The sequence below is a fragment of the Bradyrhizobium sp. WSM4874 genome (genome assembly GCF_055811835.1).
This window is the reverse complement of the sequence record NZ_JBVVPR010000036.1, coordinates 1-24,084: the sequence shown is the minus strand read 5'-3', so window position 1 is coordinate 24,084 and position 24,084 is coordinate 1. Positions and strand designations below refer to the sequence as shown.

Here is a 24,084-nt window from a genome sequence, read left to right as displayed (position 1 = left end):
TTTGTGCTGGAGGAGCCTCATGGCGAGCCTGACCATTCGCAAGCTCGATGAAGGCATCAAAACTTACCTCAGGCTGCGCTCGGCCAAGAACCGCAGGTCGGTCGAGGAAGAGGTCCGGGTTATCCTCGGGGAGCTGATCGAAGGCCGTGAGGAGCCCCTGACGCCGTTCACGGCGCCGCCCGCGGCCTCCCCCACCCCGATGTCCCAACGCACCGGTGCCGTTCCAGAAGCCAGCGTCACCCTGATCATCGGCGGCGGGATCGCGGCCTACAAATCGCTCGACCTGATCCGAAGGCTCAAGGAGCGGCGGATCGAGGTCCGCTGCGTGCTGACCAAGGCGGCGCAGCAATTCGTCACGCCGCTGGCCGTGAGCGCGCTCTCGCATGAGCGCGTCTACACCGACCTGTTCGATCCCCAGAGCGAGTTCGACGCCGGTCATATCCGGCTGGCGCGCGAGTGCGACCTGATCATCGTGGCGCCTGCGACCGCCGATTTGATGGCCAAGATAGCCAACGGCCATGCCGACGATCTCGCCAGCGCCATCCTGCTCGCGACCAACCGCAAGGTCCTGCTCGCGCCGGCGATGAACCCGCTGATGTGGAACAACGCGGCGACACGGCGCAATGTCGCGCAGCTTCAACGCGATGCCGTGATGCTGATCGGGCCGAATTCCGGCGAGATGGCGGAAGCCGGTGAAGCCGGCATGGGCCGCATGTCCGAGGCGATCGAAATCGCGGTCGCCGCCGAGCGCCTGCTGCGGCCGCCAGTGCCGCGCCCACTCGCCGGCAAGCGCGTGCTGATCACCGCGGGTCCGACCCATGAGCCGATCGATCCGGTGCGCTACATCGCCAATCGATCCTCCGGCAAGCAGGGCTTTGCCATCGCCGCCGCCGCACAGGCTGCGGGCGCCGAGGTGATCCTGGTCAGCGGCCCGGTCGATCTCAGCGATCCCCAGGGCGTGACGGTCAAGCATGTGGAATCGGCACGGCAGATGCTGGAGCAGGTGCAGGCCGCGCTCCCCGCTGACATCGCGATCTTCGCCGCCGCCGTCGCCGACTGGCGGGTCGCCAATGAAGGCGAGCAGAAGCTGAAGAAGACCTCGGCCGGCATGCCGCCGCTCGAGCTGGTCGAGAACCCCGACATTCTCGCGACGATTGCCAGGCTGACCGACAAGCGTCCGCCGCTGGTGATCGGCTTTGCCGCCGAGACCGAGCACCTCATCGACAACGCCAAGTCGAAGCTTGCCCGCAAGGGCTGCGACTGGATTGTCGCCAACGACGTCTCCCCCGCAACAGGCGTGATGGGCGGGGACCGCAACACCGTGCACCTCATCAGCCGCAAGAAAGGTGAGAAGCACGATGAGAAGGATGGCGAGATTGCAGTTGATTCCTGGCCGGCGATGACCAAGGAACAGGTCGCCATCGAACTGGTCGCGCATATCGCAAAGAGCGTGACCGGCAAATCCCGGGAGCCCACATCTTGAGCACCAAAGTCACGGTCGAACTGCAGCGCCTGCTCCATGTGGAGGGGCTGCCGCTGCCGGCCTATCAGACCAATGATGCCGCCGGTCTCGACCTGATGGCGGCGGTGGCCGAGAACGAGCCGCTGACGCTGGCGCCCGGCCAATACGCGCTGGTGCCGACGGGCCTCGCGATCGCACTGCCGCCCGGCTACGAGGCGCAGGTGCGGCCGCGTTCGGGCCTTGCGGCCAAGCACGGCGTCACCGTGCTGAACTCACCGGGCACGATCGATGCGGACTATCGCGGCGAGATCAAGGTGATCCTGATCAACCACGGCCAGACCGCCTTCGTGGTCAAGCGCGGCGAGCGCATCGCGCAGATGGTGATCGCGCCAATGGTGCAGGCCGCGCTGGTTCCCGTCGCGACATTGTCGCCGACCGACCGCGGCGCCGGCGGATTCGGCTCGACGGGTCGTTAAACGCACGGCAATTCCCGCCCAATCACCCGAGGAACTACGTGAACTGGAACACCGCGCCCCGCATTTTTTTGGGACCGGCTTTGCGTTCACGATCTGGACTCTTACCGGTGGAGTCACGGTGAGGGTATTGTCGTTTGATTCGCGCGCGACGGGGGTCGCCGCGCGCAAATTCGTGCGATCTTGGGGCAACTATGTCAGGCGTGATCGTGTCGATGCGTCGGACGCTGCTGTCGTGCACATCGCTCGTGCGCAACGGCTTGTTGGGAAGCGCTCTCGCGGCGCTGCTGCCGGCTGCGCCGGCTGAGGCCGCCGACCTCGTCGACACACTCTCAACGTTGCTGGATTTCAACCGGCAGGAGCTCGCGGTGCTGGCCACCGCGCTGGCCCTGCTCGGCTTCTCGGTGGTCGCCGCGATCCTCCTGATGCGCACGCGCGTCCGCACCGCGAAGAACGAGGCGCGGCTGCGCGCCCGGATCGGGGAACTTCAGCTCCAGGCCGACCGCTTCGGCGCACTGCTGTTCGCCGAGCCCCAGATCCTGATCTCCTGGCCGGCTGGCGACAATCGCGCGCAGATCTCGGGTGACATCTCCCTGGTGCTGCCGCGGGACTCTTCTCCACAGCGCGTGCTCGCGTTTGGAACCTGGTTGCCGCCGGAACCGGCGCTCCAGATGGATCACGCCGTCGACGCGTTGCGCGACCGCGGCGACGGGTTCCAGCTGACCCTCACCACCGCGCATGGCCACACGCTGGAGGCCATCGGCCGCGCCATCGGTGGCCAGGCCATCGTCAGGATTCGCGAACTCTCGGGGCTTCGCCGCGATCTGGCCGAGACCAATCTGCGTTACAAGGCACTCTCCGACGAGACGGAGATGCTGCGCGGATTCGCGACCGCCGCACCCTGGCCGATCTGGGCCAAGGGCGAGAACGGCGCGCTGGCTTACGCCAACCCCGCCTATGTCCGTGCGACCGAGGCAGCCAGCATCACCGATGCCCAGGAGCGCAAGCTCGAGCTGCTCGACAGCGCCGACCGGACCGCGATGGAGCGCGGACTGAAGGAAACCGCCAATTTCACCTCGCGGCTGCCGATCGTGATCGGCGGCGAGCGGCGCATCTATGACGTGCGCGCCGTCAATGTCGGCGGCGGCAATGTCGGCGTCGCCATCGATGCCAGCGAGGCGGATGCCTTGAGCTCGGCGCTGGTGCGGATGGCGGAAGCGCATCGCCGCACGCTCGACCAGCTCTCCTCCGGCGTTGCCGTGTTCGACGGCCAGCGCCGGCTGGCCTTCTACAACGATTCCTACCGCCAGCTGTGGGACCTCGACCGCACCTTTCTCGACGCCAACCCTGATGATTCCAGCGTGCTCGACAAGCTCCGCTCCTCGCGCAAATTGCCGGAGCAGCCGGACTTCCGCGCCTGGAAGGCCAAGCTGCACGAGGCCTATCGCGCGGTCGAGGCTGCCAAGGACACCTGGTACCTGCCCGATGGGCGCGCGCTCTCCGTCGTCACCACGCCGAACCCGGAAGGCGGCGTCACTTATCTGTTTGACGACGTCACTGAGAGCCTCGAACTCGCCCGCCGCTTCGACGGCATGATCCGCGTCCAGCGCGAGACGCTGGACAGCCTCGCCGAGGGCGTCGCGGTGTTCGGCAGCAACGGCAAGGCGCAGCTGTTCAACCCGGCCTTCGTCCGGATGTGGAAGCTGTCCGCTGACGCCATGCGCGACGAGCCGCACATCCAGACGGTCGAGGGCTGGTGCCATCAGCTGTTCGACGACGCGATCGTCTGGCGCCAGATCCGCGAGGCCGTCACCTCGATCGAGAGCCGCGCCGACGTTCCGCTGAAGCTGGAGCGCAAGGACGGCAGCGTGCTCGACGGCATGATCCGGCCCCTGCACGATGGCGCCACGATGCTGACGTTCCAGGACATCACCGACACCGAGAACGTCGAGCGCGCGCTGCGCGAGCGCAACGAGGCGCTGGAGGCGGCCGACCAGATGAAGGTGGATTTCGTCCACCACGTCTCCTACGAGCTGCGCTCGCCGCTCACCACCATCATCGGCTTCGCGCATTTCCTCAGCGATCCCTCGACCGGGCCGCTGACGCCGAAACAGGCCGAGTATCTCGACTATGTCACCAAATCGACCAATGCGCTGCTGGCGCTGACCAACAACATCCTGGATCTCGCCACCATCGACGCCGGCGCCATGAAGCTGGAACTCGGCCCGGTCGACGTCAGCAAGACCATCGAGCTCGCCGCCGAGGGTCTCCAGGACCGGCTCGCCACCGACCGCATTCGCCTCAAGGTCGAGATCGCGCCCGATGTCGGCAGCTTCACCGGCGACGAGAAGCGTGTGGTGCAGGTGCTCTATAACCTCCTCGCCAACGCCGTCGGGTTTTCTCCACCGGATTCCACCGTCGGCATCAGCGCCCGCCGCACCGAACGCAGTGTGGTCTTCACTGTGACAGATTCCGGGCCTGGAATACCTGCCGACATGAAGGACAAGGTGTTCAACTGGTTCGAAAGCCGCTCGCAGGGTTCGCGTCATCGCGGCGCCGGGCTCGGCCTGTCGCTGGTGCGCTCCTTCGTCGAGCTGCATGGCGGCAATATCCGGGTGGATTCGATCGTGGGCAGGGGCACGGTCGTGATCTGTGATTTCCCGACCGACCAGGCGGCGCATCGCGACGCCGCCGAATGACTGCGCCAGCCACATTTTCCGTCGCGCTCCACAACGAGACGGCCACTGCGCAATTGATGGCCGATCTCGCGCTGCTGATCGGCCCCGGCGATGTCATCACGCTCACCGGCGATCTCGGTGCCGGCAAGACCGCGGCCGCGCGGGCCATGATCCGCTACCTCGCCGGCGATGACGCACTGGAAGTACCGAGCCCGACCTTCACACTGGTGCAGGGCTACGAGCTGCCGCCATTCCCGGTGATGCATGCCGACCTCTACCGCGTCGAGGACGAGAGCGAGCTCGAAGAGATCGGGCTGTCGCCGCTGCCGGAAGCAACCCTCGTCCTGATCGAATGGCCGGAGCGCGCACCGTCGGCGATGCCTCAAGACCGCATCGACATCGCGCTGACGCACCGGCCGGCACTGGGCTCGAATGCACGCGCCGCCGACATCACCGGTCACGGCAAGGCTGCCGCCGCCGTCGCGCGGCTGAAGGCGCTGCGCGAATTCCTCGATGCATCCGGCTACATGGAGGCAACGCGCAAGCGCATGGCGGGCGACGCCTCGACCCGCTCCTATGCGCGGCTGCTGCGCGACGACGAGATCGTTATCCTCATGAATTCTCCGCAGCGCCCGGATGGCGCTGCCATGTACAGCGGAAAATCCTACAGCGCCGCGGTGCATCTCGCCGAAAACATCAAACCGTTCGTTGCCATCGACGAGGGCCTGCGCGCGCAAGGAATCTCCGCGCCCGCGATCCATCATTCCGACCTCGACCACGGATTCCTGATCAGCGAAGACTTCGGCAGCGAAGGCGTGATCGAGGGCGATCCGCCCCACCCGATCGCCGAACGCTACGAAGCCGCGGTCGATTTGCTGGCCGTGCTCCACGGCAAGACGCTGCCGGAAACGCTGCCGCTCGAGGGGCAGACCTACGCCATTCCCGTCTTCGATACCGAGGCGCTGCTGATCGAAATCGGCTTGATGCCGGAATGGTACCTGCCCGATCGCAACGCGCCGCTGGACGACGAGAAGCGCGCCGAGTTTTTCACGATGTGGCGCGAGCTGCTGAAGAAACCGCTGGCGGCGCCGAAGACGTGGATCATCCGCGATTATCACTCGCCGAATCTGATCTGGCTCGGGAATCGCACCGGCATTGAACGCGTCGGCGTGATCGATTTCCAGGACACCGTGCTGGGGCCGCAATCCTATGACGTGGTGTCGCTGCTCCAGGACGCCCGCATCGACGTGCCTGAGGCGATCGAACTGACGCTGCTGTCGCGCTACATCAAGGCGCGCCGCACGAGCGACGCGAGCTTCGACGCGGCCGGCTTCGCCGAGCTCTACGCCATCATGTCGGCGCAGCGGAACACGCGTCTGCTCGGCACCTTCGCCCGCCTCAACCGCCGCGACGGCAAGCCGCATTATCTGCGTCACCAGCCGCGGATCTGGACCTATCTCCAGCGCTCCCTGGCGCATCCCGCGCTCGCCCATCTGCGCGACTGGTATCTCGCCAACGTCCCGCCGCCCCAAAGGCCGGCCCAAGGCTGAACGGCCAATAGAGGCTGAAAAGGCTGATTTGGAACCCGATTTACCGGCTGTTAGCCAAGACGCCGGTAATCTGGGGCCGAGGCAGCCGGATGATTACGGGGCTGGAGCAGGGCAGATGGCGGTGAAGACGGACGAGCGCGGCAACAGCCGGGTTGTTTTCGAGCGCGGGATCGCGGCCCAGATGATGGGTATCGACGGCACCTGGCGGCGCGACTGCACCATGGAGGACGTCTCCGAGAGCGGCGCCAAGCTGACCATCGACGGCTCGGTCGAAGGTCTGCATCTGAAGGAATTTTTTCTGCTGCTGTCGTCCACCGGACTTGCGTATCGGCGCTGCGAGCTTTCCTGGGTCAATGGCGACCAGATCGGCGTCAACTTCCTCAAGCTCGGCGACAAGAAGAAAAAGGCGCGTTCCACATCCATCGGGGCGTAACGGCAACACCCGTCGTACAAGCGTCACGGCAGGTGGTTAAGGCGGTTAAGACGCGGTGCGGTCAGTCGAACCTCGTGTTAGATTGCTGCGAACGCGAAGTCAGTGGGTCTGAGAAAGCGAAGGATGCCCGTCAAACCGACCAAAGCCATGGTGCTCGCCGCAGGGTTCGGCCTGCGCATGCGTCCGTTGACGGACAAGATGCCGAAACCGATGGTTCCGGTGGCCGGCCAGCCACTGCTCGACCACGTGCTCGACAAGCTCGGCCAGGCCGGCGTGAGCGAGGCGGTGGTCAACGTGCACTATCTGCCGGACCAGATCATCGATCACACTGCCTCCCGCCAGCATCCGGGCGTGACCATCTCGGACGAGCGCGACCAGGTGCTCGGCACCGGCGGCGGCGTGGTCAAGGCACTGCCGCTGCTCGGGGACGCACCGTTCTTCCACGTCAATTCCGACACGCTATGGATCGACGGCGTTCGCTCGAACCTGACGCGGCTCGCCGAAAACTTCGATCCTGAGCGTATGGACATCTTGCTGCTGATGGCTCCGACGGCGACCAGCATCGGCTATAGCGGCCGCGGCGATTATGGCATGCTGGCCGACGGCGCCCTGCGCAAGCGCAAGGAAAAAGAGGTCGTTCCATTCGTCTATGCCGGCGCGGCGATCCTGTCGCCGTCGATCTTCGCCGATGCCCCGACGGGCGAGTTCTCGCTGACCAAGATGTTCGACCGTGCCAACGAGCAGGAGCGGCTGTTCGGCCTTCGCCTCGACGGCGTCTGGATGCATGTCGGCACGCCTGATGCCGTCCACGCGGCCGAAGAGGCGTTTCTGGAGAGCGTGGCTTAAGAGTTGCCTCGTCATTCCGGGGCGCGCGTAAGCGCGAACCCGGAATCTCGAGGTTCCGGGCTCGGTGCTGCGCACTGCCCCGGAATGACAGCGGGAGAGCGGGGACTATCCCCCTCCGCCCCATATCCATTTGAGTCCGCCTCCCTATATTGGCGCCTGATTCCCGAATCAGGCAGCTCATGCGCGTTTTCAGCGTTCCTATCTCAGTTCCGCTCCTGCGCACCGTCGTCTCAAGCTTGCTCGACGGCCGGCTCGTCGAGGGCTTTGACGCGCGCAAGGAGCCGGCACGGCTTGCCGATGCCACGCTGTACCTGCCGACACGGCGCGCCATGCGCGTCGTCCGCGAGATCTTCCTCGACGAGATGAAGGCGGATGCGGTCGTGCTGCCGCGCATCGTCGCGCTCGGCGACATCGACGAGGATGAGCTCGCTTTCGCCGATGAGGGCGAACAGTTTTCCGGCGCAACGCCGCTCGACATTCCGCCGCGGCTCGGCGAGCTCGAACGGCGGCTGACACTGGCGCAACTCGTCGCGGCCTGGGCCAAAGGCCCCGTGCTGTCTCCGCTGGTCGTCGGCGGCCCCGCTTCGACCCTGGCACTGGCGTCCGATCTCGCGCGCCTGATCGACGACATGGTCACGCGCGGCGTCGACTGGAGCGCGCTCGATGGCCTGGTGCCTGATATGCTCGACCGGTACTGGCAGCACTCGCTTGAATTCCTGCGCATCGCGCGCATCGCCTGGCCCGGTCATCTCGCCGAAATCAAACGCATCGAGCCCGCTGCCCGCCGCGACCTCCTGATCGATGCCGAAGCCAGGCGGCTGACCGCGCATCCCCTTGGCCCCGTGATCGCGGCCGGTTCGACCGGCTCGATGCCGGCCACGGCAAGATTTCTCCATGCAGTCGCCTCGCTGCCGCATGGCGCCGTGGTGCTGCCCGGCCTCGACACGGATCTCGACGACGATGCATGGCGCAGCATCGGCGGCGTCCGCGACTCGCTCGGCAAGTTCGCGGAGCACCCGGTCTCGAACCATCCGCAATATGCCATGCACGCGCTGCTGGATCGCTTTGGCATCAAGCGCAGCGACGTCGATATCCTCAAGCCTCCGGCGGAAGGCGGCCGCGATCTGCTGGCGTCCGAATCGATGCGGCCGTCGGCCAAGACCGAGATCTGGCACGACCGGTTGAAGCAGCCGGATGTGGCTGCGAAGATTACCGGCGGCATGAAGAACCTCGCGGTTGTCGAAGCTCCCAACCCTGAGATGGAAGCGCTCGCGATCGCCATTGCGATGCGCGAGGCGCGGCATCTCGACAAATCTGCGGCGCTTGTCACGCCCGATCGTGCGCTGGCGCGGCGGGTGATGGCTGCGCTGACACGGTGGGATCTCGCTTTCGACGATTCCGGCGGCGACGTCCTGATGGAAACGTCCGCCGGCGTCTTTGCGCGACTGACAGCGGAGGCTGCGACCAGGGGATTGGAGCCGCCGACGCTGCTCGCAATGCTGAAGCACCCGCTGTGCCGGCTCGGCCGGGCGCCTGGCGCATGGAAGGCGGCGATCGAAAGCCTGGAGCTCGCTTTGTTGCGCGGCACGCGCCCGCCTGCGGCCACCGCCGGGCTGTTGCGCGAATTCAATCGCTTTCGCGAGGACCTGGCAAAGCTGTGGCGCAGCGAGGTCTCCGCGCTGCACAAGGCCGAGCCGCGCGCACGTCTCAAGGCGGAAGACCTCGATCGCATTCAGGCGCTGATCGATGGCCTACGACAAGCCTTGGCGCCGATCGAGAGTCTTGCGTCATCAAAACCGTTTGACTTCGCCGAACTCGCGCATCGGCATCGCGAGATCATGATCGAGCTGTCGCGCGACGAGCAGGGTATCCCCCTGGCGTTCGAGGAGCGCGAAGGCCTCGCGCTCGCGAGCGCCTTCGACGATCTCCTGCGCGGCGGCACGACCAGCGGATTGATAGTCACGCTGCCCGACTACGCAGACGTGTTCCAGACCGCGTTCAGCGATCGCGCGGTGCGGCGGCGGGACAGGCCGGGCGCGCGGCTCCAGATTTACGGCCCGCTGGAATCGCGCCTGATGCAGGCCGACCGCATCATCGTCGGTGGGCTGATCGAGGGCGTCTGGCCACCGGCGCCGCGCATCGATCCGTGGCTGAGCCGACCGATGCGGCACCAGCTCGGCCTCGATCTGCCGGAACGCCGTATCGGCCTCTCCGCGCATGATTTTGCGCAACTGCTCGGTGGCGACGAGGTCATCCTCACCCACTCCGCCAAGGCCGGCGGTGCGCCGGCGGTGGCTTCGCGCTTCCTGCACCGGTTGGAGGCGGTGGCGGGCGATGCGCACTGGAAGGCCGCCATTCGCGCGGGTGAAAAATATGTGCAGTTCGCGGCCGCGCTGGACCAGCCTGACGAGGTGAGGCCTATCAAGCAGCCCGAGCCGCGACCGCCACGCGCGACCCGGCCGCTCAGGATGTCTGTGACTGGGATCGAGGACTGGTTGCGCGATCCCTATACGATCTACGCAAAACACATTTTGCGGCTCGACGCGCTCGATCCCGTCGACATGCCGCTATCGGCCGCCGACCGCGGCTCGGCGATCCATGATGCGCTCGGGGAGTTCACGGAACGCTACGCCAAGGATCTGCCCGATGATCCCGCGCGCGTGCTGCGCGCGATCGGCGAAAAATACTTTGCGCCGCTGATGGAGCGACCCGAGGCGCGGGCGCTGTGGTGGCCGCGCTTCCAGCGCATCGCGCGCTGGTTCGGCGAATGGGAGACGGCGCGGCGCGACGCGATCGAGGCGATCGCCGCGGAAACACGCGGCGAGATTTCGATCTCGCTCGACCAAGGGCGCAGCTTCCGTCTCTCCGCGCGCGCCGACCGCATCGAACGGCGCCAGGGCGGCGGCTATGCCATCCTCGATTACAAGACCGGCCAGCCACCGACCGGCAAGCAGGTCCGCATGGGCCTGTCGCCGCAACTCACGCTGGAAGCCGCGATCCTGCGCGAGGGCGGTTTTCCCGACATCGATGCCGGCGCGTCCGTGAGCCAGCTCGTCTATGTTCGCCTGAGCGGCAACAATCCGCCGGGCGAAGAACGCATTCTCGAGCTCAAGTTCAAGCAAGGCGACGAGCCGCAGCCGCCGGACACCGCGGCTGCTGAGGCCAGGGCCAAGCTCGAGGCGCTGATTCGCGCCTTCGAGGACGAGAACCAGCCCTACACCTCGTTGAACCTGCCGATGTGGACCAACCGCTACGGCGCCTATGACGATCTTGCCCGGATCAAGGAATGGTCCGCGGCCGGCGGATTGGGGATCGAGGAATGGTGAAGGCACCGCGCCCCATCCCGGACGAGGTGCGCGCGCGACAGGCGCGCGCATCGGACCCGACCGCGTCGGCCTTCGTGTCGGCCAATGCCGGCTCGGGCAAGACACATGTGCTGGTGCAGCGGGTGATCCGCCTGCTGCTCGCGGGCGTGCCGCCGGAAAATATCCTCTGCATCACCTTCACCAAGGCGGCTGCCGCCAACATGGCCGAGCGCGTGTTCACCACACTCGGGCCTTGGGTGACGCTCGACGACACGGCACTCGATGCAGCGATCAAGGCGGTCGGCATCCCGCACTCCACTGCAAAATTGCGTCGCGACGCACGGAAGCTATTCGCCTGTGCGCTGGAGACGCCGGGCGGGCTGAAGGTGCAGACCATTCACGCCCTGTGCACCCGCCTGCTTCAGCAGTTTCCGTTCGAGGCCAATGTCCCGGCGCGCTTCGCCGTCATCGATGAGCGCGACCAGACCGACATGATGGAACGCGCCAATCTGAAGGTGCTGCTGGAGGCCGCGCGGGACCCTGACAGCGTGACCGGCCGCGCACTGCTGACCGCGATGGCGAGCGCCGCCGATGTCACCTTCAAGGAGGTGGTCCGCGAGGCCTGCCTGAGCCGCGATCATTTCATGGCATGGACCGATGAAGCCGGCAGCGCGGAGCTGGCCGCCGCGCAGATGGCGGCCGCGCTGGGCGTGGCCGCCAGCGATCGCATCGAGGACGTCGAGACCGAGATTGTCGACGGTCCGTTCCTGCCGCGATCGCGGTGGGACGACATCGCCTTTGCGCTGGAGGATGGCAGCAAGTCCGACAACGACCAGGCCTGCCGGCTTCGCGAGGCGAAGGTGTTTTCCGGCGGCGCGCAGGTCGATGCCTATCTCAGCGTCTTCCTGACTGACGAAAAGCTGCCGCGCAAGGCGGTGCTGACCAAGAAGTTCTGCGATCACAACCCGTCCGTCGCACGCCTGTTCGAGAACGAGGCGCAGCGCGTCGGCGGATTGGTCGAGACGCGTCGCGCGGTGACCCTGCGCGACCGCACCGCAGCGCTGCTGCATATCGCGACTGCTGCCGCCGCAAACTATCGCCGCGAGAAGCAGGAGCGCGGGCTGCTCGACTATGACGACCTCATCGACAAGACGCTGGCGATGCTCGATCGCGTCTCTTCAGGTTGGGTGCATTACAAGCTCGACCGCGGCGTCGATCACGTGCTGATCGACGAAGCCCAGGACACCAGCCCGCGGCAATGGGACATCGTCGCGCATATCATCTCGGAGTTCACGGCCGGCGAAGGCGCGCGAGAAGGCCTGAACCGCACCGTCTTCGCGGTCGGCGACGAGAAGCAGTCGATCTTTTCGTTCCAGGGCGCTCAGCCCCGGGAATTCGACGCGCGCCGGCGCGAGTTGCACCGCAAGTTCATGGCGGCCGGGCTGAAATTCGATCCGGTCGCCTTCACCTATTCCTTCCGCTCCGGCGCCGCGATCCTGCATTCGGTCGACCACGTCTTCCGCGAGCCCGCGATCTACAAGAGCATCCATTCGCTCGAGACCGGTCATCCCCTGCACAATGCACTCGGCGACGCAGGCCCCAGCGTGATCGAGCTGTGGGACCTTGCGGAAGCCGACGACAGGCAGGAGATCGAGGGCTGGCGCGCACCGTTCGACGGCGTCGCCGCCACCAGCCCGGAGGTGAAGCTCGCGCGCCGGATCCAGACCGAGATCAAGCGGCTGGTCGAGAGCGGCACGCTGACCGGGCACGAAGGCGAGCGGCGTCCGCTGCGCTATGGCGACATGCTGATCCTGGTGCGCCGGCGCGGCAATGCGTTCGACGCGGTGATCCAGGCGCTGAAGCACGCCAATGTTCCGGTCGCCGGCGCCGATCGGCTCAAGCTGACCGAGCACATCGGGATTATCGACCTGATGAACCTCGCGGACGCGCTGCTGCTGCCGCAGGACGATCTCGCGCTCGCGGTGGCGCTGAAGAGCCCGCTGTTCGGGCTCGATGACGACGATCTGTTCCAGCTTGCCTGGGATCGCAAGGGATCGCTGCGCCGCGCGCTTGGCGAGCATGCCGGGACAAGCGAGAAATTCAGTGTGGCGTTGAAACGCCTTGGAGCCTGCGAAACCCGAGCCCGCGAGGAGACGCCGTTCGCCTTTTACGCCTGGTTGCTCGGGGGCGACGGCGGACGCGCGCGCATGCTGCGCCGGCTCGGTCATGAGGCCAATGACGCGCTCGACGAATTTTTGGAGCTCGCGCTGAACTACGAGCGCAAGGCGCCGGCCTCTCTGCAGGGTTTCATGGCCTGGCTGCGCTCGGCCGATACCGAGGTGAAGCGCGACATGGAGATTTCGCGCGACGAGGTGCGGGTGATGACCGTGCACGGTGCCAAGGGGCTGGAGGCCTCGGTCGTGTTCATGGTCGACACGACCTCTTCGCCCTCCGATAGCCAACGGCTGCAACTGATCCACGTCCCGCGCGGTAATGGCAGCGAGGTGGTGGTCTGGGCCGGACGCAAGGCGGATGATCCGAAGCCCGTCGCGGAAGCACGCAACGCGATGCTCGAGGAGACCGAGGACGAGTACCGCCGCCTGCTCTACGTCGCGATGACGCGCGCGGCCGACCGGCTCATCGTCGGCGGCTGCATGCCCGGCAACAGGAAAACGGTCCGCAAGCTGAGCTGGTACGATCTGGTCGACACCGGGCTCGCCGGCTCGGGCCTGGCGAAAGAGACAATCGAGACGCCGCTGGGCAAGGTGACGCGCTTCTCCCGACCGGAGGATGTTGTGGCGCTGGGCACGCCCGCGACCTCGTTGGACCAGACCACCGCGCTGCCGGACTGGCTGCGGACACCGGCACCGCGCGAGACCATCGAGGACGATCCGGTGCGCCCCTCCGGCCAGTCGTCCGGGGAAGGCCGCGCGGTGCTGTCAGGCGAATCAGTGCAGTCCCGCGCGCTCGCGCTGCAACGCGGCACGCTGGTGCACCGGCTGCTGCAATCGCTGCCCGACATCGCCACTGAGCGCCGGCGCGAGGCCGCGATCGGTTTCATGGCACGCAATGCCGCGGACTGGGCGGAGGCCGACCGCGCCGCGCTGGCCGACAAGGTGCTCGCCTTGATCGCCGAGCCACGATTCGCGCCGGTGTTTGCCGCCGGCAGCCGGGCGGAGGTCGCGATCGTCGGCAGGCTGGAGCGGCCGGGTCGCGCCCCGGCGCTTGTGTCGGGCCAGATCGACCGGCTGGTCGTTCGGCCAGACGAGGTCCTGATCGTCGATTTCAAGACTAATCAGGCGGCTCCCAGCAGCGCCAATGCGGCGCCGGCCGCCTATGTCCGGCAGCTGGCGCTATACCGGGCGGTGCTATCGAGGCTTTATCCCCAAAAGCCGGTCCGTGCCGTCCTGCTCTGGACCGAGGCCTTTGAATATATGGAGATTTCGGCTCCCGCGCTGGACGCGGCGCTGGCATCTCTTCATCTCGGTGTGAGCGTCCTTGACCCGGCAAGGAGCCATTCATAGGTTGACGCCATGATCTCGGGCGCGATTCCCGTCGCGCCCTTCTCTCAGGTACGAGGTACTCCCATGGCCGTTGGTAAGGTTTCTGACACCGATTTCGAAGCCGAAGTGCTCAAGGCAAACGGCCCCGTGGTCGTCGATTTCTGGGCCGAATGGTGCGGCCCCTGCCGCATGATCGCACCCGCCCTCGACGAGATCGCCGGCGCGATGGGCGACAAGGTCAAGATCGTGAAGCTCAATGTCGACGAGAGCCCGAAGACCGCATCGAAATATGGAGTGATGTCGATCCCGACCCTGATGATCTTCAAGGGCGGCGAGATGGCTTCCCGCCAGGTCGGCGCGGCGCCGAAGGCGAAGCTGCAGCAGTGGATCACCTCCGCGGTCTGACCCGCGACTGCACGAAATTATTTTTGGAAACGGCCGGCGAAAGCCGGCCGTTTTGCGTTGATGGGACAGTTCCAGCGTAAGACGAGTCCCTGCCTGTGCCTCCCCCTGCAAGACGCGCGCGAAAATCTACGTCCCTCGTGGCGATGGAAGCGCGCTCGGTCGACGCGATCCCGCGCGGCAAGGAGTGGCAATACGAGCCGAAATGGGATGGCTTCCGTTGCCTGCTGTCGCGCAACGGCGGCAGCATTGATCTGCGCTCGAAATCGGGCGAGGACCTCGCGCGCTATTTCCCCGAGATTGTCGCCGCGGCACTGAAGCTGAAGGCGGATCGCTTCACGCTCGACGGCGAGATCGTCGTGCCGCACGGCAAGGGGTTTTCCTTTGACGCGCTGCTGCAACGTATTCATCCGGCGGCGAGCCGCGTGAACAAGCTCTCGGAGGAAACACCGGCGCTCTATCTCGCCTTCGATCTGCTTGCGACGGCCAGGGAGAAACAACTTGCCGAGCAGCCGCTGAGTGAGCGGCGACCGGCGCTGGAAGCGTTTGCCAAAGCCAATCTGAAAGGCAGCCTCTTCCGCCTCTCACCGGTGACGACGAGCTATGCCATCGCGAAAAAATGGCTGGCGCAATCCGGCGGCGGCTCGGACGGCGTCATCGCCAAGCGCATCGACCTGCCCTACCAGGCGGGAAATCGCGACGGCATGCAGAAGATCAAGAAATTCCGCAGCGCCGATTGCGTGGTCGGCGGCTTCCGCTATGCCACCAACAAGATCGCCGGCCGGAAGGTGGTGGGCTCGCTGCTGCTCGGACTCTATGACGATGAAGGTCTCCTGCACCATGTCGGCTTCACCTCGGCGATCAAGGCGACGGAAAAGCCCGAGCTGACCGATCGACTGGAGAAGCTGATCGGCGAGCCCGGCTTCACCGGCAACGCGCCGGGCGGGCCGAGCCGCTGGTCCACCGAACGCTCGGCAAAATGGTGTCCGCTCAAGCCGAAGTTGGTGATCGAGGTCTGCTACGACCATTTCAGCGGCGAGCGCTTTCGCCACGGCACCTCGATCCTGCGCTGGCGCCCCGACAAGGCCCCGCGGCAATGCAGCTTCGAGCAGCTGAAGCAGAAGGTGGCCGATCCGATGAAGCTGCTGAAACAGCTGTAGCCGGTAGCCCGGATGGAGCGCAGCGTAATCCGGGGCCGTCGTCATTTGTGGTACGATTCCTGGATTGCGCTTCGCTCCATCCAGGCTACGAGGCGACGGCGCTAGGCAATCCATCCCGTCGCCAGCGCGTTTGCCAACTCCGGCTGGCCATTGCGGCGAGCGAGCGCGGCCATCGCCTCGTGATCGTAGACGACATGGCGGAACGTGACCTGCCATGCATCATCGGTCAGCTCGAGAATCGCATAGCGCGCGTGCGGCGTGCCGGCCTCGACGACATGCGGGAATGGATGCTTGTCGCGGAAGCCCGGGCCGCCGACGCTGCCGGGATTGACGATCAACCTTCCGTCGCGAAGCCGCACGGCACGGGCGAGATGGGTGTGGGCGCACAGGATCAGCGATTGCGCGATGCCTTGCGCAAATTGCTCGATGCGATCGAGCGGCGACAGCGCCACCGCGCCGTCGGGATGCACGGTATCCAGCCAGTAGACTTCGTCATTGTCGGGCGTCGCATGACACATGAAAACCTGCTCGCGAAACACGCGCGTCATCGGCTGCGCGCGCAGCCAGTCGAGTTGCGCGGCATTGAGCGCTGCATGGGCCGGGCGATCCCACGAGCCCATCTTCTCCGGCGGACGGTCGAGCAGATAGCGGTCGTGATTGCCGAGCACGTGCACTGCATCGAGCTTCATCAGGATCTCGATGGTGCGGCGCGCATCGAGCGGACCGCTCAGCATGTCGCCGAGATTGACGATGTCGGCCACGCCTTGCGCGCGGATGTCGGCGAGCACAGCTTCCAGCGCGAGGTAATTTCCGTGGACGTCGGCAATCGCTGCAAAACGCATGGGTCTTCCTGTAGCCCGGACGGAGCGAAGCGTAATCCGGGGCCTTCGTCACTTGCGGTACAGTCCCGGATTGCGCTTCGCTCCATCCGGGCTACCCAACCTCTATGCAGGAGGCGTGCCGTTGATGGCGAGCACGTGGCCGGCGAGATAGAGCGAGCCGGTGATCAGGATGCGCGGCGGCACTTCGTAGGCGAGCTTCGCCAAGGCGCGCAGTGCGGCCTCGATGCCGGGCGCGGGCTCGACGCGCATGCCGAGGCTGCGGGCGGCATCCGTGAGGCGGTCGACCGGCATCGCGTTGTCGGTGTCGGGAATCGGCACCGCGATGATGTGACGGGTCAGACCGGCGAAATTGGCGAGAAAACCTTGCGCGTCCTTGTTGGCCATCATGCCCGCGATCACGACCAGCGGCCGCGACACCCGCTCTTCAAGATCGCCGAGCGCGGCCGCCGCGACGCGGCCGCCTTCCGCATTGTGGCCGCCGTCGAGCCAGATCTCCGATCCTTGCGGGCCGAGACCGAGCAGCTCGCCCGAAGCGATGCGCTGCATCCGTGCCGGCCATTCCGCACCGACGATCCCGGCCTCGAACGCCGCCTGGTTGATCTTGAAGGCGCTGGTGGCCCGCAGCGTCGCGATCGCGAGGCCGGCATTGTCGAACTGGTGGCGGCCGAACAGGCGCGGCGCCGTGAGATCCATCAAGCCGCGCTCATCGGAATAAACCAGCCGCCCGTTCTCGACATTGACATGCCAGCTCTCGCCCGCGGCAAACAACGGCGCGCGCATGCGCTTGGCCTGCGCCTCGATCACGGCCATCGCCTCAGCCGATTGCTCGGCGCAAACCACGGGCACGCCACGCTTGATAATCGCGGCCTTCTCACCGGCGATGGACGTCAGCGTATCGCCGAGAAAGTCCATGTGGTCCATGCTGACAGGCGTGATCACGCAGGCCACCGGTGCATCGACCACGTTGGTTGAATCGAGCCGGCCACCAAGGCCGACCTCCAGCAGAACCACATCGGCCGGATTCTGCGCGAACAGATGAAATGCAGCCGCGGTCTTGAGCTCGAACACGGTGGCGGCCTCGCCGGCATTGACACGCTCGACCTCTTCCAGAGCAGCGCGCAATTCGTCGTCACCGACCAGCACGCCGCCAGCGACCCGGCCGAGCCGGAAACATTCGTTGATGCGAACGAGATAGGGCGAGGTGTAGGCGTGGACGCGCAGGCCGGCGGCTTCCAGCGTCGCGCGCAGATAAGCGAGCGTCGAGCCCTTGCCGTTGGTGCCGGCGATGTGGATCACCGGCGGCAGCTTGCGCTCGGGGTGACCGAGCCGCTCGAGCAGGCGGTGCATCCGCTCCAACCCGAGATCGATGCGTTTCTGATGCAGGGCCGACAGCCGCCCGATCAATTCGTCAAGCGACGGCATGGCGCGGTCAGAGGAAGCGTTCACGCGTGCGGCGCGGCCGGCGCCGTTTCGGGAGCCGATACGATCTGCGCCGGGCTCACGACCGGCTGCACCGGTTTCGACGCGCTCTCCAGCGCCGGCGCCCTGGTCAACAGGCGGCAGAGCCGCGCCAGGGTCGGGCGCAATTCGTGGCGATGCACGACCATGTCGACCATGCCGTGCTCCTTGAGGTATTCGGCGCGCTGAAAGCCCTCGGGGAGTTTTTCGCGAATGGTCTGCTCGATCACACGCGCGCCGGCAAAACCGATCAGCGCACCGGGTTCGGCGATCTGCACGTCGCCGAGCATCGCATAAGACGCGGTGACGCCGCCGGTGGTCGGGTTGGTCAGCACGACGATGTAGGGCTGTTTTGCTTCACGCAGCATCTGCACCGCGACCGTGGTGCGCGGCATCTGCATCAGCGACAGGATGCCTTCCTGCATGCGCGCGCCACCTGAGGCGGCAAACACGATGAACGGCGACTTTTTCTCGACCGCGAGTTCCAGTCCGCGCACGATGGCTTCGCCCGCGGCCATGCCGAGCGAGCCGCCCATGAAGTCGAAATCCTGCACGGCGACGACGACGGCGGCGCCTTCGAGCTTGCCGTAGCCGACCTTGATCGCGTCGTTGAGGTTAGTTCGCGCGCGGGCATCCTTGATGCGATCGACGTACTTCTTCTCGTCACGGAACTTGAGCGGATCGGGCGTGACGTCAGGCAGCGCGACGTCGTACCAGGTCTCGTTGTCGAAAATCGACTTCAGACGCGCCACCGCGTTCATGCGCATATGGTAGTTCGAGCCGGGGATGACGAACTGGTTGGCCTCGACGTCCTTGTAGAACACGAGCTGTCCGGAATCCGGGCACTTGATCCAAAGATTCTCCGGCGTCTCCCGCCGCAGCATGTTGCGGATCTTCGGCCGGACCACATTGGTAAGCCAGTTCATGGTTTGCTCCGATGTGCGATCCCGCCTGGGGACCGCCTGAAGGGATATATGGCGGCCGGGACCCGGCCCGGCAAGCCGCCGTATCGTCCGCCTTGCTCGTCGGACTTGCTCGTCGGACTTGGCAGCGGAATTAAGGCCTATTCCGCCGCCTGTTGCGCGCCTTTGACGCCCTGGGCCAGTGCCGCCGTCAGCTCAGCGACGGCGTTGACGGTCTTGTCGGTGGCGCGCCCGTCCGCATCGAGGCTGTTCTTGAGGGCATCGACCAGGGCGGTGCCGACCACGGCGCCATTGGCATGCGAGGCAATCGCGCGGGCATTCTCCGGCGTGCGGATGCCGAAGCCGACGCAGACCGGCAGCTTGGTGTGCCGCTTGATGCGGATAACCGCCTCGCCGACGGCGGAGGCATCCGCGGCCGCCGCGCCGGTGATGCCGGTAATCGCGACGTAGTAGACAAAGCCCGAGGTGTTGGCGAGCACGGCCGGCAAGCGCTTGTCGTCGGTGGTCGGCGTCGCCAGGCGGATGAAATTGAGGCCCGCCTTCATTGCGGGCAGGCAGAGCTCGTCGTCCTCTTCCGGCGGCAGGTCGACGATGATGAGGCCGTCGATGCCGGCGGCTTTCGCATCGACCAGAAATTTGTCGACGCCATAGATGTAGATCGGGTTGTAATAGCCCATCAGCACGATCGGCGTGGCGTTGTCGTCCTTGCGGAAGCCGCGCACGAGATCGAGCGTCTTCTTCAGCGTCATGCCGGCCTTGAGCGCGCGCAGGCCTGCCGCCTGGATCGACGGACCGTCGGCCATCGGGTCGGTGAAGGGCATGCCGAGCTCGATCACGTCGGCACCCGCCTTCGGCAGCGCCTTGATGATCTCGAGCGAGGTCGCCGGATCGGGATCGCCGGCCATCACGAAGGTGACGAAGGCTGCGCGGCCGGCCTTCTTCAGCTCGGCGAAACGGGTGTCGATACGCGTGGTCACTTGCTCTTGCCCCTCAGGATGTCGCCGACCTGCGGGACGTCCTTGTCGCCGCGGCCGGAGAGGTTGACGACCATCAGGTGATCTTTCGTCCGCTTCGGCGCGAGCTCCATCACCTTGGCGATGGCATGTGCCGGCTCGAGCGCGGGGATGATGCCTTCCAGCTTTGACAGCAACTGGAACGCTGCGAGCGCCTCGTCGTCGGTCGCGGAGAGATAGTTCACGCGGCCGATCTCGTGCAGCCAGGAGTGCTCGGGGCCGATGCCGGGATAGTCGAGGCCGGCGGAGATCGAATGCGCGTCCTGGATCTGGCCGTCCGCGTCCATCAGGAGATAGGTGCGGTTGCCGTGCAGCACGCCCGGCCGGCCGCCGGCGATCGATGCCGCATGCAGTTGCGTCAGTCCGTGGCCCGCAGCTTCGACGCCGAAGATCTCGACGGTGGAATCGTCGAGGAACGGATGAAACAGGCCCATCGCGTTGGAGCCCCCGCCGATGCAGGCGACCAGCGAATCCGGCAGGCGCCCTTCGATCTCCTGCATCTGCACCTTGGTCTCGTTGCCGATGATCGACTGGAAGTCGCGCACCAGCGTCGGATAGGGATGCGGACCCGCGACCGTGCCGATGCAGTAGAAGGTGTTGTGCACGTTGGTGACCCAGTCACGCAGCGCCTCGTTCATGGCGTCCTTCAGCGTGCGCGTGCCCGACTGCACCGGCATCACCGTCGCGCCCAGCATCTCCATGCGGATGACGTTAGGCTGCTGCCGCTCGACGTCGACGGCGCCCATGTAGACGATGCATTCGAGGCCGAAGCGCGCGCAGAGCGTCGCGGTGGCGACACCGTGCTGGCCGGCGCCGGTCTCGGCGATGATGCGCTTCTTGCCCATGCGCCGCGCCAGCATGATCTGGCCGAGCACGTTGTTCACCTTGTGCGAGCCGGTATGGTTGAGCTCTTCACGCTTGAGATAGATTTTCGCGCCGCCGAGATGCTCGGTCAGACGCTCAGCGAAATAGAGCGGCGAGGGCCGGCCGACATAATTCTTGAGATAGCCGTTCATCTCGGCCTGGAAGGCCGGGTCGGCCTTGGCCTCGGTGTAGGCTTTCTCCAGATCGAGGATCAGCGGCATCAGGGTTTCGGCAACGAAGCGTCCGCCGAAAATGCCGAAATGGCCGCGCTCGTCGGGGCCGCTGCGATAGGAATTGGGTTTTACAACATTCATCGGACGCTCAACTCTTGACTTGCATCTTGGCTTGCGCGCGCGGCGCGAATGAAGGCCTTGATCATCTCGGGGTCCTTCACGCCCGGGGCGCTCTCGACACCGGAGGAGACGTCGACACCACCGGCTCGGGTGACGCGAACGGCTTCGGCGACGTTGTCGGCGCTGAGGCCGCCCGAGACCATATACGGCAGCGCGAGCTCGAGGTTTCCGAGCAGATGCCAATCGAACGGTGCACCGAGGCCGCCGGGCCGGGTCGCGTCCTTCGGTGCGCGTGCGTCGAACAGAATGCGTTCGGCAACCTCTGCGTAACCGGGCAGCACGGCGAGATCGGCTGACGTTGCGACCGGCACGACCTTCATCACGGGGCGACCGAACCGCTGCCTGATGTCGCGCACCCGCGCCACGCTCTCCGTGCCGTGAAGCTGGAAGATATCCGGCGACAGCGCGTCCATGATGTTGTCGAGCATGGCATCGTCGGCGTCGACGGTGAGCGCGACCTTGAGCGCGCGCCGCTTCACCTGACGGCCGAGCTCCCGGCCGGCTTCCAGCGACAAATGCCGCGGCGACGGCGGGAAGAACACGAAGCCCACCATGTCGGCACCCGCATCGAGCGCCGTTTCGAGCGTCTCGGGCGTGGACAGGCCGCAGATTTTGACGAGCAGGGACATGTTCTCGCGGGATATGGGCTCAAAGCAAATGGAGGCCGCGGGCCCGCGGCCGGAAAACGGGCTTTTCGGTTGCGGCCGCTTCTACAACGTCGCGCGCTGCTTGTCTCGCCCGACGGGCCCGTAAAGCCCCACCCCGGAGGGAACAAGGAGGCGCTGGGACTCAGGCTTGGCTGCGGCCGCCTGGGCCCGGAGATCAGCCAGCTCGCCTCGCGCGGCCCGGGCATCCGCGTCATGCCGGCGCGCCGCGCGCCGCCAGTGCCGCTGACCGAACCAAACGGCACAACCGCCCGCGAGGACCCCGAGCGCAGCCACCACGATCAGGAGCAGGAACAGCGGCAGCGTGACCGAGAATGACGGGTCGTTGGACACGAAGGGATCGAACGAGACCGTGACGAATTGCCGGTTGGCGACGGCAAAGACCATCAGGATCAGACCCAGCGGAATCACGACCAGCGCGGTCAGGAATTTTCGCATCTCGGCTCGCTCGCCTTGAATCAAGCTTGCGGCCGCATCGCGCGCGGCCGCGGGAAACCCTGAGGTGGACCTCAGTCTGGCGCGCCTGGATCCGGGTGGTCGCGATTCAGCCGTTCGCGCATTTCCTTGCCGGTCTTGAAGAACGGAACGCTCTTCTGATCGACAGGTACATGGGCGCCGGTGCGCGGATTGCGCCCTGCGCGGGCAGGGCGATGCTTGACCGAGAAGGCACCGAAGCCGCGCAACTCGACGCGGTCACCGCGCGCGAGAGCCGCTACGATCTCTTCGAGAATCGCATTCACAATGTTCTCGACATCCCGCTGGTACAGATGCGGGTTGTGCTCGGCGATACGCTGAACAAGTTCGGATTTGATCATCGAGAGATAGGACCCGGGAGCGTGCGGACGACCATTTCCGTGAAAATACCGTGATCTGTCAAGACGCTAAATGAAGGTTGAGCGTCGTGAAAATACGTGACAAATGCCGAAAAAGCGGGCTGGCCCTGTACGCGCCGAACGGGAAAAACCTCTGAGGCTCGCCCGGCGCCGGTCAGTTCGATGCCGCCGGCTGCCACAAAGCCAGCATTCCATCCATTCCGAGCCGATCGACCGCCTGCACGACGCCGGTTTGTCCAATTTGATGCGCAATCGAGCCTAAACCCAGTGCTTCCAGCGTGACTGCGGCCGCCGTCTTGAGGAACGGCAGATCGCTGAAGCGCGGCTGCAGCTTGTAATCGCGCACGGAGAGCCCCTTCTTGACGCCCTTCTGCTCGACCAGCCAGGTCACGGCGGTCTTCTCGTCGCCGATCTGGTCGATCAGCTTGAGATCGATCGCCTGGCGTCCGGTGAAGACACGGCCATCAACCACTTTCTCGAGCTGCGTGTCATCCATGCCACGCCGTTCCTTCACCAATCCCTTGAACCAGGCATAGGAATCCTTCACCAGCGCATCGAGCGCGGCCCGTGCCTCGGGGCTGGTTGGCTCGAAACCGTTGGGCGCGGCCTTCAGCGGCGTGGATTTTACCTCCTCGACCTTGACGCCAACGGTCTTCAACAGCTCCGAGACGTTCGGAAACTGGAACAGCACGCCGATCGAGCCGACCAGCGAGCTCTGCTGGGCGATGATATGATCGCTGGCGATCGCGGTGATGTAGCCGCCGGAGGCGGCGAGGCCTTCGACGACCACGACGAGAGGCTTCTTCGCCTTCAGACTCACAAGCGAATCATAGAGCTGCTCGGAGCCGGCGGTGGTGCCGCCCGGCGAATTGATGTGGACGATGACGGCGGCAGCCTGCGAATTCTCCAGCCGCTCGAGCGCCTGCGTGCGATCGGAATCGCTGCGGATCAGGCCGTCAATCTGGACCCGAGCGATCGAGCCGGCGGACGCGAACGTGCCGCGCGCACCCGGCGTCGCGACCAGCGCGAAGCCTGCGATCGCCGCGATCGCGATCAGCGCGGTCAATACGCGCCAGAACGTCAGCTTGCGGCGGATCCTGCGCCGATCGACGATGATGTCCGAATCGAGCGACATCGAGATATCTCCAAATGAAAGGCCAGGCGCGTTGTGCCGTCGCAGCGTCACCATTGGCTTATCTGGATACATCAATTGCGGCGCAATTAGAAGAAAACAAGGCCGGTAGCGGCATGGTCCATCTCTCCGACCTCGACTGGAAGCAGCCGGGCGAGCAGGTGATCGACAACTACAAGAAGGGCGACA

19 protein-coding genes are annotated in these 24,084 nt (G+C 65.7%); 10 read left to right on the top strand and 9 right to left on the bottom strand.

The features are described 5' to 3' along the window. Positions 1–19 precede the first annotated feature (19 nt). The 10 genes from coaBC (at position 20) to AC0L3P_RS29000 (ending at position 15,812) form a co-directional block, all read left to right on the top strand. Positions 20–1,483 carry a bifunctional phosphopantothenoylcysteine decarboxylase/phosphopantothenate--cysteine ligase CoaBC gene (coaBC, locus tag AC0L3P_RS29045; protein WP_473307223.1) on the top strand — a complete coding sequence of 488 codons (1,464 nt, stop codon included), beginning with the start codon at positions 20–22 and terminating at the stop codon, positions 1,481–1,483. Beyond that, entirely contained in the window at positions 1,480–1,938 is a 459-nt protein-coding gene (gene dut, locus AC0L3P_RS29040) for a dUTP diphosphatase (RefSeq protein ID WP_473307221.1), read from the top strand. The genes coaBC and dut overlap by 4 nt, the downstream gene beginning before the upstream one ends. 191 nt (positions 1,939–2,129) lie before the next feature. Beyond that, positions 2,130–4,634 carry a sensor histidine kinase gene (locus AC0L3P_RS29035; RefSeq protein WP_473307219.1) on the top strand — a complete coding sequence of 835 codons (2,505 nt, stop codon included), beginning with the start codon at positions 2,130–2,132 and terminating at the stop codon, positions 4,632–4,634. Continuing rightward, positions 4,631–6,163, top strand: coding sequence for a tRNA (adenosine(37)-N6)-threonylcarbamoyltransferase complex ATPase subunit type 1 TsaE (tsaE, locus tag AC0L3P_RS29030; RefSeq protein ID WP_473307215.1), 1,533 nt, complete (start codon positions 4,631–4,633; stop codon positions 6,161–6,163). Before AC0L3P_RS29035 ends, tsaE begins: the two co-directional genes overlap by 4 nt. 115 nt (positions 6,164–6,278) lie before the next feature. Continuing rightward, the gene (locus tag AC0L3P_RS29025; RefSeq protein ID WP_354205690.1) at positions 6,279–6,596 is read left to right on the top strand and encodes a PilZ domain-containing protein; all 318 of its coding nucleotides are present in this window, start codon (positions 6,279–6,281) and stop codon (positions 6,594–6,596) included. Between the two features lie 123 nt (positions 6,597–6,719). Next, a complete protein-coding gene (locus AC0L3P_RS29020; RefSeq protein WP_473307212.1) occupies positions 6,720–7,442 on the top strand; it encodes a nucleotidyltransferase family protein in 723 nt (240 codons plus the stop codon). Between the two features lie 179 nt (positions 7,443–7,621). Continuing rightward, the gene (gene addB / locus AC0L3P_RS29015; protein WP_473307210.1) at positions 7,622–10,768 is read left to right on the top strand and encodes a double-strand break repair protein AddB; all 3,147 of its coding nucleotides are present in this window, start codon (positions 7,622–7,624) and stop codon (positions 10,766–10,768) included. Next, on the top strand, positions 10,762–14,271 hold the full coding sequence (addA, locus tag AC0L3P_RS29010) for a double-strand break repair helicase AddA (RefSeq protein WP_473307208.1): 3,510 nt from the start codon (positions 10,762–10,764) through the stop codon (positions 14,269–14,271). The genes addB and addA overlap by 7 nt, the downstream gene beginning before the upstream one ends. Positions 14,272–14,334: 63 nt before the next feature. Beyond that, positions 14,335–14,655, top strand: a complete 321-nt coding sequence (gene trxA / locus AC0L3P_RS29005; RefSeq protein ID WP_007598398.1) for a thioredoxin — start codon at positions 14,335–14,337, stop codon at positions 14,653–14,655. Between the two features lie 143 nt (positions 14,656–14,798). After that, positions 14,799–15,812, top strand: a complete 1,014-nt coding sequence (locus tag AC0L3P_RS29000) for an ATP-dependent DNA ligase (RefSeq protein WP_473307291.1) — start codon at positions 14,799–14,801, stop codon at positions 15,810–15,812. Between the two features lie 101 nt (positions 15,813–15,913). Here AC0L3P_RS29000 and AC0L3P_RS28995 read toward each other — a convergent pair whose 3' ends face one another. From AC0L3P_RS28995 to sppA, 9 genes are all read right to left on the bottom strand, one after another. Beyond that, positions 15,914–16,654 carry a metallophosphoesterase family protein gene (locus tag AC0L3P_RS28995; protein WP_354205681.1) on the bottom strand — a complete coding sequence of 247 codons (741 nt, stop codon included), beginning with the start codon at positions 16,652–16,654 and terminating at the stop codon, positions 15,914–15,916. A gap of 102 nt (positions 16,655–16,756) precedes the next feature. Beyond that, positions 16,757–18,100, bottom strand: a complete 1,344-nt coding sequence (locus AC0L3P_RS28990; protein WP_354205679.1) for a bifunctional folylpolyglutamate synthase/dihydrofolate synthase — start codon at positions 18,098–18,100, stop codon at positions 16,757–16,759. Beyond that, positions 18,097–19,038, bottom strand: a complete 942-nt coding sequence (gene accD, locus AC0L3P_RS28985; RefSeq protein ID WP_275168838.1) for an acetyl-CoA carboxylase, carboxyltransferase subunit beta — start codon at positions 19,036–19,038, stop codon at positions 18,097–18,099. The genes AC0L3P_RS28990 and accD overlap by 4 nt, the downstream gene beginning before the upstream one ends. Positions 19,039–19,175: 137 nt before the next feature. Next, on the bottom strand, positions 19,176–20,012 hold the full coding sequence (trpA, locus tag AC0L3P_RS28980; RefSeq protein ID WP_354205675.1) for a tryptophan synthase subunit alpha: 837 nt from the start codon (positions 20,010–20,012) through the stop codon (positions 19,176–19,178). Further along, complete coding sequence (trpB, locus tag AC0L3P_RS28975) at positions 20,009–21,226, bottom strand: tryptophan synthase subunit beta (RefSeq protein WP_473307201.1); 1,218 nt, start codon at positions 21,224–21,226, stop codon at positions 20,009–20,011. Before trpB ends, trpA begins: the two co-directional genes overlap by 4 nt. Beyond that, positions 21,223–21,894: a phosphoribosylanthranilate isomerase gene (locus AC0L3P_RS28970; protein ID WP_354205673.1), complete on the bottom strand. Its 672-nt coding sequence runs from the start codon at positions 21,892–21,894 to the stop codon at positions 21,223–21,225. Before AC0L3P_RS28970 ends, trpB begins: the two co-directional genes overlap by 4 nt. 81 nt (positions 21,895–21,975) lie before the next feature. Next, a complete protein-coding gene (locus AC0L3P_RS28965; protein ID WP_354205671.1) occupies positions 21,976–22,368 on the bottom strand; it encodes a lipopolysaccharide assembly protein LapA domain-containing protein in 393 nt (130 codons plus the stop codon). A 71-nt stretch (positions 22,369–22,439) separates the two neighbouring features. Next, on the bottom strand, positions 22,440–22,745 hold the full coding sequence (locus AC0L3P_RS28960) for an integration host factor subunit beta (RefSeq protein WP_007598410.1): 306 nt from the start codon (positions 22,743–22,745) through the stop codon (positions 22,440–22,442). A gap of 172 nt (positions 22,746–22,917) precedes the next feature. Then, complete coding sequence (gene sppA, locus AC0L3P_RS28955; RefSeq protein WP_354205669.1) at positions 22,918–23,898, bottom strand: signal peptide peptidase SppA; 981 nt, start codon at positions 23,896–23,898, stop codon at positions 22,918–22,920. Between the last annotated feature and the right edge of the window lie 186 nt (positions 23,899–24,084).